The organism is Jezberella sp. (genome assembly GCF_964834465.1).
This window is the reverse complement of sequence record NZ_CBAZRM010000004.1, coordinates 150,362-165,090: the sequence shown is the minus strand read 5'-3', so window position 1 is coordinate 165,090 and position 14,729 is coordinate 150,362. Positions and strand designations below refer to the sequence as shown.

Sequence of the window (14,729 nt, the reverse complement as noted above, 5' to 3'; positions counted from 1 at the left end):
TTCTCTTTTACGTAATCAGGTGCATTTAAGCGTATTGAGGATTGGCTTTGTTTGGATTGATACCGTATTTCTTGATCGCTTGCGCAACACTGGCCACAGGGACTTTGCCCTCGTCAGCCAAGGCACGCAGCGCAGCCAAGACAACGAAATGTCTATCCACCTCAAAGTGTTCGCGCAACTTCGCCCGGAAATCCGAGCGACCAAAACCATCCGTACCCAAGACTTTGTAATCACGGCCTCTGGGGATGAAAGGACGAATCTGGTCAGCAAACAATTTCATGTAGTCCGTCGAGGCAATGATGGGCCCGGGGTTATTTTCAAGTAACTGGGTCACATAAGGAACCTGCACCGCGTCTTCGGGATGCAGCAAATTATGGCGCTCGCAATCCATGCCGTCACGACGCAGTTCAGTAAAACTCGTGACCGACCAGATATCGGCCGCGACATCCCAATCTTGCTCAAGCAGGTCAGCGGCTGCCATGACTTCACGAAGAATGGTGCCTGACCCCATCAATTGAACACGCAATTTGGATTTGCCACCGGCCTTGAGTTTGTACATGCCTTTGATGATGCCAGCCTCGTCACCTGCGGTCAGGCCGGGCTGCGCATAGTTCTCATTCATCACGGTCAGGTAGTAGTAAACGTTTTCCTGATCCTCGATCATGCGCTTCATGCCGTGTTGTACGATCACCGCAAGTTCATGGGCAAAGGTCGGGTCATAGGACACGCAGTTCGGAATGGTAGAAGACATGATGTGGCTATGGCCATCTTCATGCTGCAAGCCTTCGCCGTTCAGGGTCGTACGACCCGCGGTACCGCCCAACAAAAATCCGCGCGCTTGCATGTCGCCAGCGGCCCACGCCAGATCACCAATCCGCTGAAACCCGAACATGGAATAGTAAATAAAGAAGGGGATCATGATACGGTTATTGGTCGAGTATGAGGTCGCCGCAGCAATCCAAGAACTGAACGCACCCGCTTCGTTGATGCCCTCTTGCAGCAACTGGCCATCAGCGGCTTCGCGGTAATACATCACTTGGTCGCGATCTACCGGCACATACTTTTGGCCTTCTGGGGCGTAAATACCAATCTGACGGAACAACCCTTCCATACCGAAGGTGCGGGATTCATCCGCAAGGATAGGCACCACCCGCGGCCCCAGCTCTTTGTCGCGCAAGACCTGATTCAGAATGCGAACAAACGCCTGTGTGGTCGAAATTTCGCGACCTTCGGCGGTGGGTTCTAAGACGGGTCTGAACACCTCAAGCGCGGGGGCTTTGAGCTTTTCATCAGCCTTCGTCCTGCGCTTGGGCAAGTAACCGCCCAAGGCTTTACGGCGCTCATGCATATAGGCCATTTCAGGCGAATCTTCAGCTGGTTTGTAGTAAGGCAGATCATCGAGCTGCTCATCGGTCACTGGGATGTTGTAGCGATCACGAAACTCTTTAACGCTGTCGTGATCAAGTTTCTTCTGTTGGTGCGCTGGGTTCTTACCCTGCGCCACATTGCCCATGCCAAACCCTTTAATGGTCTTGGCGAGAATCACCGTTGGCTGACCGACCGTCTTCGTCGCTGCGTCAAAGGCAGCAAACACTTTGTAAGGATCGTGACCGCCGCGGTTCAAACGCCAGATATCGTCATCGCTCAAGCGCGAAACCATTTCGAGCAACTGCGGATGCTTGCCAAAGAAGTGTTCTCTGACAAATTTACCGTCATTGGCTTTGTACGCCTGAAACTCGCCATCGACGGTTTCTTCCATGACCTTGCGCAAAATACCCTCTTTATCACTGGCTAAGAGAGGATCCCAGTACCCGCCCCAAATTAGTTTGATGACGTTCCAGCCGCTGCCACGGAAGTCACCCTCGAGCTCTTGAATGATCTTGCCGTTACCGCGCACCGGGCCATCCAGTCGCTGCAAGTTGCAGTTGATGACAAAAATCAAATTATCGAGCTTCTCACGGGCAGCAAGGCTGATCGCACCCAGTGACTCAGGCTCATCCATCTCACCATCACCGCAAAAAACCCACACCTTACGCTGGCTGGTATCGGCAATACCGCGTGCATGCAGGTACTTTAAAAAGCGAGCTTGATAAATGGCCATCAAGGGCCCCAGCCCCATCGACACCGTTGGAAACTGCCAGAATTCTGGCATCAACTTTGGATGCGGGTAAGACGACAGGCCTTTACCGTCAACTTCTTGGCGGAAATTATCCAGTTGGTCTTCAGTCAGACGACCTTCGAGGTAGGCACGCCCGTAGACCCCTGGCGATGAGTGGCCCTGAAAGTAAACCAGATCGCCGCCACGCTCAGGCGTATCGGCATGCCAAAAGTGATTCTGACCGCAACCAATCATGGTTGCCAAGGAGGCAAACGATGCAATGTGGCCGCCGAGATCACCACCATCGGGAGGATTATGCTTATTTGCCTTGACCACCATCGCCATGGCGTTCCAGCGGATATACGCGCGAATTCGCTCTTCGATGTCAGGGTTACCTGGCAAGGGGGCCTGCAACCCGGCAGGGATGGTATTTAAGTAGGCCGTGTTGGCTGAGTAAGGGATATTGGCCCCGGAGCGACGCGCTAAATCCGTCAGTCGCTCTAACAGGTAGTGGGCGCGCTCTGGGCCTTCCTTGTCCAGCACGGCTGCCAAGGCATCGAGCCATTCTTGCGTCTCGAGCATGTCTTCATCATTAGCAGCGTTATAGGCGGCAGCTTGTGGTGCCATAGCGATCTCCTGTGGCACTGAGGCCGTGTGATGTTGTCGTGACCTTACCAATTTTTCCCATCGGCTTGTGGACACATTCTTAAAACATTTTTACACGAAGGCAAAAATGCACTTTTGCGCATTCTAGGTACAAGATTGATAATCAGCAAGTAAAATTTCATGTTACGGAATGTAATTTCATATTATGAAATATATCGCTTTTGCCCAACCCGTTTAAACTACAGTTCTGACGAGAAACCCCTCATGGCTCAAGAGCAAAAAACCATCATCGCCGCGCCTTTCAAAGACCAGCCGCGGTTAAAGCATCGCCGCTGGTACTGGATCACGCCTGTGCTGGTGCTGGGCCTTTATGCTTGCGTGATGGCCGCCTTCTTCTGGCTGCAGCGTCTGCATGAAGGCAGCGTCATGTTTGTGACGATTGATCAAGAGACCCGGCAGAACCGATTGCTGTTGGTCGTGGGCGCCCTGTCCGTGGTGATCGTGATTGCCCTGCTGATGCTCTGGCGCTATACCCGTTTTCGTTCAGAGGCCGAGGCAGCGCTGATTGCTGAGACGGGCTTTCGTCGTGCCATGGAGGATTCGATGTCAACCGGTATGCGTGTGTTGGATATGCACGGCCGTATCGCCTATGTGAATCCCTCGTTTTGCCGCATGGTTGGTTGGAACGAAGCCGACCTCATTGGTCGTTTGCCACCCTTCCCTTATTGGGTGCCGGGTCGCCACGAACTACATCTGCAAACGCTTAACAACATGCTCACGGGGCGCACCCCGAGCAGTGGCATCGAAGTCGAAACCCAACGACGCGATGGCTCTCGGTTTACTGCTCGAATGTATGTGTCACCGTTGCGCGATCCTAAGGGCGTACAAATCGGCTGGATGACATCCATGACCGACATTACCGAACCTAAACGAATCCGAGAAGCATTGACCGCTGCACACGAGCGGTTTATGACCGTCCTCGAAGGGCTGGACGACGCCATTTCAGTGTCTGCCGATACCGCGGACGGCATGGAGCTTCTCTTCGCCAATCGAACTTACCGCCGGTTATTTGGCTCGCAGACCAGTGGCCACGAAGAGCTGCTGGCAGGTCGCCGAGGCCGTTACACCGATGAATCGGTCGAGGTTTACTCTGCCTCGGTGCAACGGTGGTTTGAAGTACAACACCGCATGCTGGCCTGGACAGACGGACGTCGAGTACGCCTGCAGGTGTCGCGAGACATCACCGAGCGTCGCCGCCATGAGGAAGAGTCACGAATCCAACAAGAGAAAATTCAACTCACCAGTCGCCTGACAACCATGGGCGAAATGGCTTCGTCGCTGGCTCATGAACTCAATCAACCATTAACTGCAATCAGCAACTACAGCATGGGTGCGGTCGCCATGCTCAAATCGGGTAACGCCGATCTCAACAAATTATTGCCAGCCCTCGAAAAGGCAGCCGCACAAGCCGAACGGGCTGGCAAAATCATTAGCCGGATCCGTGACTTTGTTAAACGCAGTGAGCCACGGCGACAACCCATCCAGGTTCAAGAAGTGGTCGACAATGCGATCAGCCTTGCCGAGATTCACGCACGCAAGCGACATGTGCGCATCGAATGCCAGATCCCGTCAGAATTGCCCGACGTGCTGGCAGACCCCATTTTGATCGAACAAGTGCTCCTGAACCTAATTAAAAACGGCCTTGAAGCAACTGAAGAGTCATCTCTTGAAACGTTGATGATTCAGTTGCTGATCGAGGGTGAATATATTCGGATCTCGGTGATCGATCGCGGTCATGGTTTAGTCGATCCGGACCGTCTCTTTGAACCCTTTTTCAGTACCAAAAGTGAGGGATTGGGGATGGGGCTTAATATCTGTCGCACCATCATCGAGTCGCATCACGGTCGCTTGTGGGCAGAAAACAACCCCCAAGGCGGTACTATCTTCTGCTTTACACTGCCGTGTGCTGAACCTGACAGCCCTAAAAACGAGCCTTACCCGTCCGAGGAGTTATCTGCATGAATATCCCCCAAGTGGCCAGCACCGTCTATATCGTAGATGACGACGAGGCTGTGCGCGACTCGCTGCGTTGGCTGCTCGAGGCCAACAACTATCGTGTGCGCGCGTATCCCAGCGCTGAAACCTTTCTCACCGAATACGACGAGCAACAAGCGGGTGTGCTGATTGCTGACGTGCGTATGCCGGGCATGAGCGGTCTTGAGCTGCAAGAGCAATTGATTGCACGTAAGTCAGGCATGCCGATCGTCTTTATCACGGGACACGGCGATGTCCCCATGGCAGTCTCGACCATGAAAAAAGGCGCCGTTGATTTTCTCGAAAAGCCCTTCAGCGAAACGGATTTGCGCGAGATCGTCAGTCGCATGTTCGAGCAAGCGAACCAACGGCTTTCGTTGGCTCAAGCTAAACGCAGTCACGAAGCGATGCTAGGTCGTCTGACTGCCCGCGAGCAACAAGTTCTTGAACGTATCGTTGCTGGTCGATTGAACAAGCAGATTGCTGACGACTTGGGCATCAGCATCAAAACGGTAGAAGCACACCGAGCCAACATCATGGAAAAGCTCCAGGTCACGACCGTCGCAGACTTGATGAAAGTTGCGTTGGCTAAACCAGAAGGCGTGGCATGACGGGCAGAATCATTGATGGTGTCGCATTAGCCAACAAGATTAAAACGGATGTTGCGATACGCGCCACCACGCTGACCGAACAGGGCGTCAAACCCGGGCTTGCTGTGATTCTTGTGGGCGCAGACCCAGCCTCACAGGTCTACGTGCGAAACAAGGTTTCTGCTTGCGAGAAAGCGGGTTTGCACTCTGTGTTTGAGCAATACGATGATTCGATGAGCGAGGCAGATTTGCTTGGCCGTATCCATGCATTGAATAACGATCCTGCTATCCATGGCATCTTGGTGCAGTTACCACTGCCCAAACATATTAATGCCCATCGTGTCATTGAAACGATCTCCGCTCAAAAGGACGTCGATGGCTTTCATATCAGCAACGCTGGCTTGCTCATGACTGGTGCGCCGCTCTTTCGGCCATGCACACCCTACGGCGTCATGAAAATGCTTGAATCTGAAAACGTTGTGATCAGGGGCGCGGTAGCTGTCGTGGTCGGTGCGAGCAACAATGTTGGTAAGCCCATGGCGTTGTTACTGCAGGCCGCAGGCGCGACAGTCACCCTATGTAATTCAAAGACGCGTGATCTCGGTTGGCATACACGCCACGCTGACATCGTGGTAGTGGCAACAGGTCGTGCCAGCACGGTGACTGGCGCGATGATCAAACCTGGCGCGGTGGTCATAGATGTCGGGATCAACCGTCGCGCTGACGGTAAATTATGTGGCGATGTCGATTTTGAAAGCGCGCTTGAAGTTGCTGCTGCCGTTACCCCTGTGCCCGGCGGCGTGGGGCCCATGACAGTCGCCATGTTACTGGTCAATACGATTGAAGCAGCAGAAAGAAGCGTTGCGAATCATTGAGACAATTTAAGATATATTTACGGCGCTTCTGAAGCACTCAACCAGTACGCTTCAGTACGCATCCAGCATCGACAAAGGATCAACATGTCAACCCGAACCAATCCGCTTGCATCATTTGGAGAGGGTCTGATCGATTATGCTTCGATCACACCGAATGACATTAAACAAGCAATCGAAGCGCATTTGGTGCGAGCGCGCGAAGCAGTGATTCACGCAGCCAACCCGGATTTACCCGCAACATGGCAGGCGATTGTTGAGCCTCTGGATCAGGGATGTGATCCGCTTTGGCGCGCCTGGTCGATCGCAGGACACCTAAATGCTGTCGTCAATACCCCTGAATTTAGAGATGCATACAACGCCATGCTCGGGCCTGTCACCGAATATTCGACATGGGTCGGCTTGCACGAAGGCCTCTACCAACAGTATCAACGCATGGCGGCAAGCCCAGCATTCGATTTGCTGAACGCCGCGCGGCAAAGAGTCATTACGCTGGCGTTGCGCAATTTCAAACTCAGTGGTGTCGAACTCAAGAGCGAAGCCCGCAGTCAATATAGGGCCAACGCTGAGCGACAATCTCAGGTGTCTCAAAAATTCTCTGAAAACGTCCTGGATGCGAAAGATAAGTGGGAACTGGTGGTCACCGACGTCACCGTGTTGGACGGGGTGCCGAGTGACGTGCTGGATTCACTGTTCAACGCAGAAAAGCAGGCTTGGGTGGTCACCCTTAAAATGCCCTGCTACCTACCACTGATGCAGTACGCGACAAACCGCGAATTGCGAAGTACGCTTTACAGGGCCTATGCCACGGTTGCTTCTGAATTTGGTGATCCGTCTTTTGATAATTCGACCTTGATCGAAGAATCGCTGCAACTGCGCGCACAAGAGGCTGCATTACTCGGTTTCAAACACTTTGCCGAACTGCGATTACAAACCCGCATGGCGAAGTCTGACGAAGAAGTCATCGCATTTCTGCGTGAACTTGCTGCCCGCGCTAAACCTTTCGCCAGTCGCGATTTGGATGAACTGCGCGACTACGCAGCCAAGACGCTTGGCCTGACGGACCTGCAACCTTGGGATGTACCCTTTGCGTCTGAGCACCTGCGTGAAACACGCTACGCCTATTCTGAAGATGAAGTTAAACAATATTTCACCGAACCTCGTGTGCTGTCTGGGTTGTTTGATGTCATCCAGAAACTGTTTGAAGTGCAACTGAATCCCATCACCTTCAGCCCGTGGCATGAAGAGGCTCGTGGCGTTGAAGTTCTGAACCAGCAAGGCGTGAAAATCGGTTACTTACTGTTAGACCTGTACGCACGAACAGGCAAACAAGGCGGCGCCTGGGTTGATAGTGAACGCGCTCGCCATAAATTCAGTGATCACATTGAATTACCGATTATCAATCTGACCTGCAACTTTGCCAAGCCACAGGGCGACCGACCTGCCCTCTGGACTCACGATGATGTGATCACTCTCTTTCACGAAAGTGGTCATGCCCTGCACGCCTTGTTATCTGAAGTCGATGAACCTGGGGCCTCTGCGTTCTCGGCCGTTGAGTGGGACGCCATCGAATTGCCTTCACAGTTCATGGAAAACTTTTGCTGGGAATGGTCTGTCTTGCAGCAATTGACGGCTCACGTCGACACGGGTGAACCGATACCAAAAGCTTTATTCGACAAGATGACCGCAGCAAGAAACTTTCAAAGCGGATTACAAACGGTTCGTCAAATCGAGTTCTCACTCTTTGACATACTGATGCATAACAAAGCAACTGGGCTATCTATCTCTGCTGTCCTGGCGCTGCTCGAAGACGTCAGATCAGAAGTTGCCGTCCTGCGCCCCCCTGCCTGGCATCGTTTTTCTCATAGTTTTTCGCATCTTTTTGCAGGCGGCTACGGTGCGGGTTACTACAGCTATAAATGGGCAGAAGTGCTGTCGGCGGATGCCTATGAAGCTTTTGAAGAAGCCGCAAGCGGCACCCCAGCGACAGCGTCAAAAGGCACGCTAGACCCCATTACCGGTGCACGCTTCAAGAAAGAAATTCTGGCGGTCGGGGGTTTACGTTCAGCAGCAGCATCCTTCAAGGCGTTCAGAGGGCGTGACGCCCGTATTGACGCCTTGCTTCGCCATAGCGGCATGACGGATCAAGCACGAGCCGCAAGCTAGCACTGCCCCAGAGACCCTCACCTGTGAACCTGCTTATCAAATTACTCAAGACGATCGGTCGCTGGCTGATCGCCGGGGTATTTCTGTCGTTGATGGCCTGTTCAGAGAAATCACCCGAGTGGTCACTGTATGACATATCAGGCCACTTGCCAGATCTGACCTTTAGTCTTCAAGCAGCCGGCAACACGACACTGACGCAAGCTGATCTGAAGGGTAAAACTGTCTTGCTGTTTTTTGGTTATGCCAGTTGCCCGGATATTTGCCCCACGACGATGGCTCAACTCAGCCAAGTCATTCACGACTTGGGGGATGACGCGAAAGAAGTACGCATCCTCTTTATCAGTGTGGATCCGCATCGTGACAAACCAGACATGCTTCAGGCCTATGTAGATGCCTTCAACAAAAATGCCATTGGTTTGACTGGGGACGAGGCACAAGTTGCAGATCTGGCGCGTCGCTATCGCGTCGCTTATCAAATCGAAAAACCAAAACCTGGCGACGACCCCAATAATTACGACGTGACGCACAGTCGCGGGGTTTTTGTGTTTGACAACACCGGCCGGGCAAGATTGCTAGCGTCTGACTCAGAGCAAACCGAATCGCTGACCAAAGACCTTCGTCAACTGCTTAAATTGACGAAGTCGTCGGCCAGCCATTCTTAAAAAAAGTCAGGCGACTTGATGGACTTGGTGTTGAGCACCCACCTGATCGAGCTTTGCTGACGCATCACGAAGCGCCGTTCTTAATCCCTCTTCGATGACGGGATGATAGAACGGCATTGCTAGCATTTGCTCAATGGTCAAACGTTGCTGCAACGCCCAGGCCAGCAAATGACCAATGTGTTCTGCGCTCGGCCCAATCATTTCTGCCCCCAAAAACTGGCGACTGTTGACGTCTGCGTAAACGTGCAATAAGCCTTTGTTTTTCAACATCACGCGCGAACGACCCTGATCAGAAAAATCGACCTCGCCCACCACGAAGGTATCGGCGGCGAGTTTGGCGTACGAACGACCGACCAACGCAATCTGCGGATCTGAAAAGACCACCCCCAAGGTCGCTCTTCTTAAGCCAGGTGTCACAGACGGATAACTGGCAGCATTCATACCAGCGATCTTGCCCTCATCGGCAGCTTCGTGCAATAGCGGCAGATCGCCGTTGACATCGCCCGCGATAAACACCCCAGTGTGGCCGATCTGCATGGTCTCTCGGTTAAAGGCGGGGATTCCGCCCTTTTCCACCTGAATACCCGCCAGTGTCAGCCCCAATTTCGCCACGTTGGGTCGACGCCCAGTCGCCATCAACACATAATCAAATCTCTCTGTTTTTTCGGTATTGTCGAGGGCAACATATCGAATTTCGACCTCGTCACCCATACGTTTGGTTTCAAGCACCTGTGCCTCTGGATCGATATAAAACGCTTGCTGAAAAATCGTTTTAGCGGCCAGACGCACCGCCGGATCCGTCATCCCACCGAGCGATCCACTCGCCCCAAAGACTCTGATGGTCACACCGAGCCTAGCCAACGCCTGACCGAGTTCGAGACCGATGACCCCTGGCCCAAAAACAGCAACCCGTTTAGGCAAGTCATCCCACTCAAATACGTCGTCGTTTAGCACAATCCGATCGCCAAGTGCCTGAAAAGCTTCAGGTACCACGGGGCTAGAACCCGTTGCAATCACAACGCTTTGAGCCGTTACCTCAGTGTGTTCGTCAATCATTAATCGGCCAGGGGCAATAAATTTTGCATAACCCGTGAGCTTGTTCTGAGCAGGGATGTTGTCAACGCCCTCAATCACGAAGCCGACAAAGCGATCCCGTTCACGTTTGACTCGATCCATGACTTGACGTCCGTCAATTCGCACGGGACCGTCGACATGAACGCCAAATGGACTCGTGTGTTGGGCGCTGTGCGCGGCCTCTGCTGCGGCAATCAGCAACTTCGAGGGCATACATCCCACGCGAGCACACGTCGTACCGTGTGGGCCGCCTTCAATCAAAATAGCCGACTTACCGGCCGCGACCACCGCTCGGTAAGCTGCTAACCCAGCTGTACCCGCGCCAATCACCGCGACATCTGTTTTGAGAGATTTCATCTTCCGTTCTCCGAATCCGTAACCATGCGTTTAAAAGGGATCGATACCGGCACCACGGGTGCTGCTATCGATCCGTATGGCGCTAACTACTGAAGGCTTAATTTCGCTTTGAGCTGATCCAACCCGCCGACGTACTCGCCGTTGATGAAAATCTGGGGTGCCGTGCCTAAGCCTGTCAACGCGCCGATCACCCTAGCTCTCACTTTGTGATCCAGCGGGATATCAATTGCATCGTACCCTTGTGCCTTCAAAATTTCTTTCGCTTCAATGCAGAATTGGCATCCCACCTTTGAAAACACGACCACTTGATCTGGTGCTTTCGCCTCAGGATCGATGTAGTTAAGCATGGTATCTGCGTCTGACACCTCGAACGGATCACCGTCTTTCTCAGGTTCGATGAACATCTTTTGCACTACACCGTCTTTGACCAGCATCGAATACCGCCAGCTGCGCCGACCAAACCCGAGATCCGTTTTATCGACCAGCATGCCCATGCCCGCAGTGAAGTCACCGTTACCGTCTGGCAACAACGTAATATTGCCCGCCTCTTGATCTTTGGCCCATTCATTCATGACAAAGGTATCGTTCACCGACAGGCAGACAACACTGTCAACGCCGACTTGAGCAAAGGTGGAGGCCAGCTCGTTATAGCGCGGCAAATGGGTCGAGGAGCAGGTTGGGGTAAAGGCACCGGGCAGCGCAAACAAAACGACAGTTTTACCTGCAAATACGTCAGCCGAAGTTACTTTTTTCCACTCATTATCTACCCGCACCGAAAAAGTGACATTGGGGACTCGCTGACCTTCTTTATTTTGCAACATGGTACTTTCCTTTCATTGAATTGGTCCTGCCGCACCGTTGCGACCGGGCATGAAAGAATCATAATCATTAACTATTACAAAATATAATTGTATTTATTTAAACTATCAATAGTTAAAATTTATTGATGTTATTTTTATAAATGTTAAAAACTATTAATTCATTTTATTTTTTAAATCAACCATTTGCGGATTAAATCCTGCCTCAGCGATGGCCGCTTGCACGTCTTTCTCTACATACTCGCCATCTATCTTCACGAGCTTGCTTTGAACATCACATGAGACGAGCGCATTTGGTGCAACCCCGTGGATGGCACGGATGATCGTTTTGACACAGTGCCCGCAGGTCATATCAACCACGTTTAAGGTCATCATGATCTTACCTCTCATCAAATCGATTTACACCCTCCGGTTGAGCGTGCATGATGGAGATGTTAAGGTAATTCAATGAGACAAGCGAATGATACCGGCCACTGAATTACCTCAGACGCTTCGCGAGTTCGACTTGGCGATAGGTGGGATGACCTGTGCCTCTTGTGTCTTGCGCGTAGAAAAGGCGTTGCAAGCCAGCCCAGAGATTCAAGCGGCGACCGTGAACCTGGCGACTGAACGCGCTCACATCATCCTGAAAACGCCAACAGGTGGCGTTGATGACAAAAGTCATGACACCGTCGCCGATGCCATCAACTTGATCACTATTGCTGGGTATAGCGCAAAAACAATCAGTCAAGATCAACCGACGACCGAGCGTCTCGCCCAAACCAGGCACGACGACGCAAACGCTTTACAACGTTCGTTCATCATCGCTTTGATATTGACCTTACCGGTATTTATCCTTGCCATGGGCGCCCACCTCATACCGGCGATGCACCTGTGGCTTCATGAGCATCTCGGCGATCGAACAAATTGGCTGGTACAGGGCGTGCTCACGACTGCGGTACTCGTTTGGCCTGGCCGAGTATTTTTTATCAAAGGTATTCCCGCGCTGATTCGCTTGGCGCCTGAAATGAATGCATTGGTGGCCCTCGGGTCTGCAAGCGCGTGGGGCTATTCAGTCGTGGTGACAGCCTTCCCTGAATGGCTTCCCGACAATGCACGGTTTGTTTATTTTGAAGCAGCAGCAGTGATCGTCACGCTGATCCTGCTCGGACGTCTGCTCGAAATGCGTGCAAAAGGTCGAACAGGTGCTGCCATCGAACATCTTATCGGCCTGCAACCGCGCACGGCGACGGTGATGCGCGCTGGCAAACCACTAGAAATCCCGATTGCGCAGATAGCAGTCGGCGACACGCTGGTGATCAAGCCAGGCGAAAAAATCCCTGTCGATGGCAAGATCAGTGAAGGTCAAGCGTTTTTAGACGAATCCATGTTGACCGGGGAACCCTTACCCGTGTCGCGTGGCATGCACGACAAGGTGATCGGTGGATCCCTCAATACTAGGACAAGTTTTTCATTTGTTGCAACCCACACCGGTAACGATACCGTGTTAGCTGGCATCATTCACCTCGTTGAAAAAGCGCAAGAAGCAAAGCTACCCATTCAAGTAATCGTCGATCGCATCACGTTATGGTTTGTGCCCGCAGTCATCGCGATCGCCTTAGCCACCTTGATCAGCTGGCTTGCGTTCGATCCTCAGCACCTATTTGGTAATGCACTGATCCACGCCGTCGCCGTCTTGATCATTGCTTGCCCATGCGCCATGGGCTTAGCAACACCCACGTCGATCATGGTTGGCTCGGGCCGCGCCGCTGAGTTGGGGGTTCTGTTCAGACAAGGAGACGCCCTTCAACGGCTTTGTGATGCCAGCGTCGTTGCCTTTGATAAAACCGGCACGCTCACCGAGGGCAAACCCGTGCTAACGGACTTTGTCGTCAATTCGACCGCTTACGACCGACGTTCGTTGCTCGCTTGGGCAGCGGCGATGCAAACCTATTCAGAGCATCCCATCGCGTACGCCATCACCCAAGCGGCCACGCGTGAACAGTTACTCTTACCTGCTGCGCGTGAGGTAACCGCCATCAGTGGGATGGGCGTGCAAGCCACCGTTGCTCAGCACGCCTTGCTTTGTGGGGCGGCAAGCCTCATGCAAGCGCGAGGCATAGACATCAGTCATGCCGAGGCGCAAACCACTGAGTTCGCTCGTGCCGGAAAAACACCGATCTACTTGGCAGTTGACAACCAAATCGCGGCAGTCATGGCCGTCGCCGATGAGATCAAACCAGACGCAAAACGGGCGATCGACCAGCTGATCCGTTGGGGGCTGACACCTGTCATGATTACTGGTGATAATGAATTAACGGCACAGGCCATCGCTGGTGTACTTGGGATCAACGATGTCCGAGCGCAGATCTTGCCAGAGGGCAAAGCCTTGGCCTTGAGGACTATCCGTGAGTCAGGCAAAGTGCTGGCCTTTGTCGGCGACGGAATTAACGACGCCCCTGCCCTGGCAACAGCAGACGTCGGGATCGCGATTGGCACAGGCACCGACGTGGCGATTGAGTCTGCCTCGGTTGTATTGATGTCAGGCCAATTGTCTGGCGTGGTGACCGCGATTGCCATCTCGCGAGCGACCATGCGCAACATCAAGCAGAATTTGGGCTGGGCCTTTGGCTATAACGTGGCGTTAATCCCTATCGCCGCAGGTGTTCTTTACCCGCATTTTGGAATCGCCCTGTCGCCGATGTTTGCAGCCGCAGCCATGGCCAGCTCGAGTGTCTTTGTGGTTACCAACGCGCTGCGTCTTAAAAGGTTTAAAACATCAAGCGAAGAAACCATGTCTGGAAAGCCTGCGAGCTAAGTCGTACCAGCCCAGCTATGTGTCATGGTCATGGGATCGGGACGCTGCGCGGCGGGCAATTTCACTTTGGGCGTGCCTATGGCTAAAAAGCCAACAAATCGATAATCTAAAGTATCAAAACCCAAAGCCTCAGGCACCTCGTCGGTGTAAGTGCCGAGCCCGGTGCTCCAGTAAGAAGCGAAACCCAACATGTGAGCCGCATTCTGGATATTCATGACGGCGGCCCCCATCGACAAGGTTTGCTCGATCTCTGGCACCTTATCATTGTCGTGAGAGACTTTGTAGGCTAGGCCGATCAGCAAGGGAACGTCCGCCAGCCACTTGCGCATGTTCTGTTCTTTCTCTGGGGTAATATCACGCCCCGATCGACGAGTTGCACCAATGGCAAGGTCTGTTAGCGCGCCGACCTGCGGCTGCTTAATCAGGACAAAGCGCCAAACCCGTAAGGCGGCGTGATCCGGGGCGCACATCGCTGTTTGCAAGATCTGCTGCAGCTGATCATCGGTCGGCGCCGGCGCGGTCACCAATTTTTGCGAACGCCGGTGAGTTAAACAGTCAATCGGCGCCATCGTTGAGTCAGTCATTGAGCACATCCAATTTCTAAGCATTAAAAAACCCAGCGACACCGGGGTGAGGCTGGGCCAGTCATCGCCGA

The 14,729-nt window shown here is 52.9% G+C and carries 11 protein-coding genes; 6 read left to right on the top strand and 5 right to left on the bottom strand.

What is annotated here, in order from left to right; translation table 11 throughout:
• Positions 1 to 25 precede the first annotated feature (25 nt).
• Positions 26 to 2,725 (bottom strand): pyruvate dehydrogenase (acetyl-transferring), homodimeric type, encoded by a 2,700-nt coding sequence (gene aceE / locus AC1W8Y_RS04475; RefSeq protein ID WP_482013267.1) that lies wholly within the window; start codon positions 2,723 to 2,725, stop codon positions 26 to 28.
• 243 nt (positions 2,726 to 2,968) lie between these two features.
• On the opposite strand from aceE, the gene AC1W8Y_RS04470 reads away from it, so the two are divergent.
• The 5 genes from AC1W8Y_RS04470 (at position 2,969) to AC1W8Y_RS04450 (ending at position 9,028) form a co-directional block, all read left to right on the top strand.
• On the top strand, positions 2,969 to 4,726 hold the full coding sequence (locus AC1W8Y_RS04470) for a PAS domain-containing sensor histidine kinase (RefSeq protein ID WP_482013266.1): 1,758 nt from the start codon (positions 2,969 to 2,971) through the stop codon (positions 4,724 to 4,726).
• Complete coding sequence (locus AC1W8Y_RS04465; RefSeq protein ID WP_482013265.1) at positions 4,723 to 5,349, top strand: response regulator transcription factor; 627 nt, start codon at positions 4,723 to 4,725, stop codon at positions 5,347 to 5,349. The genes AC1W8Y_RS04470 and AC1W8Y_RS04465 overlap by 4 nt, the downstream gene beginning before the upstream one ends.
• On the top strand, positions 5,346 to 6,203 hold the full coding sequence (gene folD / locus AC1W8Y_RS04460; protein WP_482013264.1) for a bifunctional methylenetetrahydrofolate dehydrogenase/methenyltetrahydrofolate cyclohydrolase FolD: 858 nt from the start codon (positions 5,346 to 5,348) through the stop codon (positions 6,201 to 6,203). Before AC1W8Y_RS04465 ends, folD begins: the two co-directional genes overlap by 4 nt.
• Before the next feature lie 84 nt (positions 6,204 to 6,287).
• Positions 6,288 to 8,366: a M3 family metallopeptidase gene (locus AC1W8Y_RS04455; protein ID WP_482013263.1), complete on the top strand. Its 2,079-nt coding sequence runs from the start codon at positions 6,288 to 6,290 to the stop codon at positions 8,364 to 8,366.
• A gap of 92 nt (positions 8,367 to 8,458) precedes the next feature.
• Positions 8,459 to 9,028 carry an SCO family protein gene (locus tag AC1W8Y_RS04450; protein ID WP_482013334.1) on the top strand — a complete coding sequence of 190 codons (570 nt, stop codon included), beginning with the start codon at positions 8,459 to 8,461 and terminating at the stop codon, positions 9,026 to 9,028.
• Between the two features lie 6 nt (positions 9,029 to 9,034).
• On the opposite strand, the gene AC1W8Y_RS04445 is transcribed toward AC1W8Y_RS04450, so the two are convergent.
• From AC1W8Y_RS04445 to AC1W8Y_RS04435, 3 genes are all read right to left on the bottom strand, one after another.
• Positions 9,035 to 10,459 (bottom strand): dihydrolipoyl dehydrogenase, encoded by a 1,425-nt coding sequence (locus AC1W8Y_RS04445; protein WP_482013262.1) that lies wholly within the window; start codon positions 10,457 to 10,459, stop codon positions 9,035 to 9,037.
• Between the two features lie 86 nt (positions 10,460 to 10,545).
• Positions 10,546 to 11,280, bottom strand: a complete 735-nt coding sequence (locus AC1W8Y_RS04440; protein ID WP_482013261.1) for a glutathione peroxidase — start codon at positions 11,278 to 11,280, stop codon at positions 10,546 to 10,548.
• A 153-nt stretch (positions 11,281 to 11,433) separates the two neighbouring features.
• Positions 11,434 to 11,652, bottom strand: coding sequence for a heavy-metal-associated domain-containing protein (locus tag AC1W8Y_RS04435; protein WP_482013260.1), 219 nt, complete (start codon positions 11,650 to 11,652; stop codon positions 11,434 to 11,436).
• Between the two features lie 85 nt (positions 11,653 to 11,737).
• Between AC1W8Y_RS04435 and AC1W8Y_RS04430 the strand changes: the two genes are divergently transcribed.
• A complete protein-coding gene (locus tag AC1W8Y_RS04430) occupies positions 11,738 to 14,074 on the top strand; it encodes a heavy metal translocating P-type ATPase (protein ID WP_482013259.1) in 2,337 nt (778 codons plus the stop codon).
• On the opposite strand, the gene AC1W8Y_RS04425 is transcribed toward AC1W8Y_RS04430, so the two are convergent.
• Positions 14,071 to 14,658, bottom strand: coding sequence for a nitroreductase family protein (locus tag AC1W8Y_RS04425; protein WP_482013258.1), 588 nt, complete (start codon positions 14,656 to 14,658; stop codon positions 14,071 to 14,073). The two genes, AC1W8Y_RS04430 and AC1W8Y_RS04425, sit on opposite strands and share 4 nt — an antisense overlap.
• Between the last annotated feature and the right edge of the window lie 71 nt (positions 14,659 to 14,729).

What these genes read in the sequence shown, in the direction of transcription:
- AC1W8Y_RS04430 (WP_482013259.1), top strand. Translation starts at nt 11,738, where the DNA reads ATGATACCGGCCACTGAATTACCTCAGACGCTTCGCGAGTTCGACTTG.
- folD (WP_482013264.1), top strand. Translation starts at nt 5,346, where the DNA reads ATGACGGGCAGAATCATTGATGGTGTCGCATTAGCCAACAAGATTAAA.
- AC1W8Y_RS04455 (WP_482013263.1), top strand. Translation starts at nt 6,288, where the DNA reads ATGTCAACCCGAACCAATCCGCTTGCATCATTTGGAGAGGGTCTGATC.
- AC1W8Y_RS04470 (WP_482013266.1), top strand. Translation starts at nt 2,969, where the DNA reads ATGGCTCAAGAGCAAAAAACCATCATCGCCGCGCCTTTCAAAGACCAG.
- aceE (WP_482013267.1), bottom strand. Translation starts at nt 2,725, where the DNA reads ATGGCACCACAAGCTGCCGCCTATAACGCTGCTAATGATGAAGACATG.
- AC1W8Y_RS04445 (WP_482013262.1), bottom strand. Translation starts at nt 10,459, where the DNA reads ATGAAATCTCTCAAAACAGATGTCGCGGTGATTGGCGCGGGTACAGCT.
- AC1W8Y_RS04425 (WP_482013258.1), bottom strand. Translation starts at nt 14,658, where the DNA reads ATGACTGACTCAACGATGGCGCCGATTGACTGTTTAACTCACCGGCGT.
- AC1W8Y_RS04465 (WP_482013265.1), top strand. Translation starts at nt 4,723, where the DNA reads ATGAATATCCCCCAAGTGGCCAGCACCGTCTATATCGTAGATGACGAC.
- AC1W8Y_RS04440 (WP_482013261.1), bottom strand. Translation starts at nt 11,280, where the DNA reads ATGTTGCAAAATAAAGAAGGTCAGCGAGTCCCCAATGTCACTTTTTCG.
- AC1W8Y_RS04450 (WP_482013334.1), top strand. Translation starts at nt 8,459, where the DNA reads ATGGCCTGTTCAGAGAAATCACCCGAGTGGTCACTGTATGACATATCA.
- AC1W8Y_RS04435 (WP_482013260.1), bottom strand. Translation starts at nt 11,652, where the DNA reads ATGATGACCTTAAACGTGGTTGATATGACCTGCGGGCACTGTGTCAAA.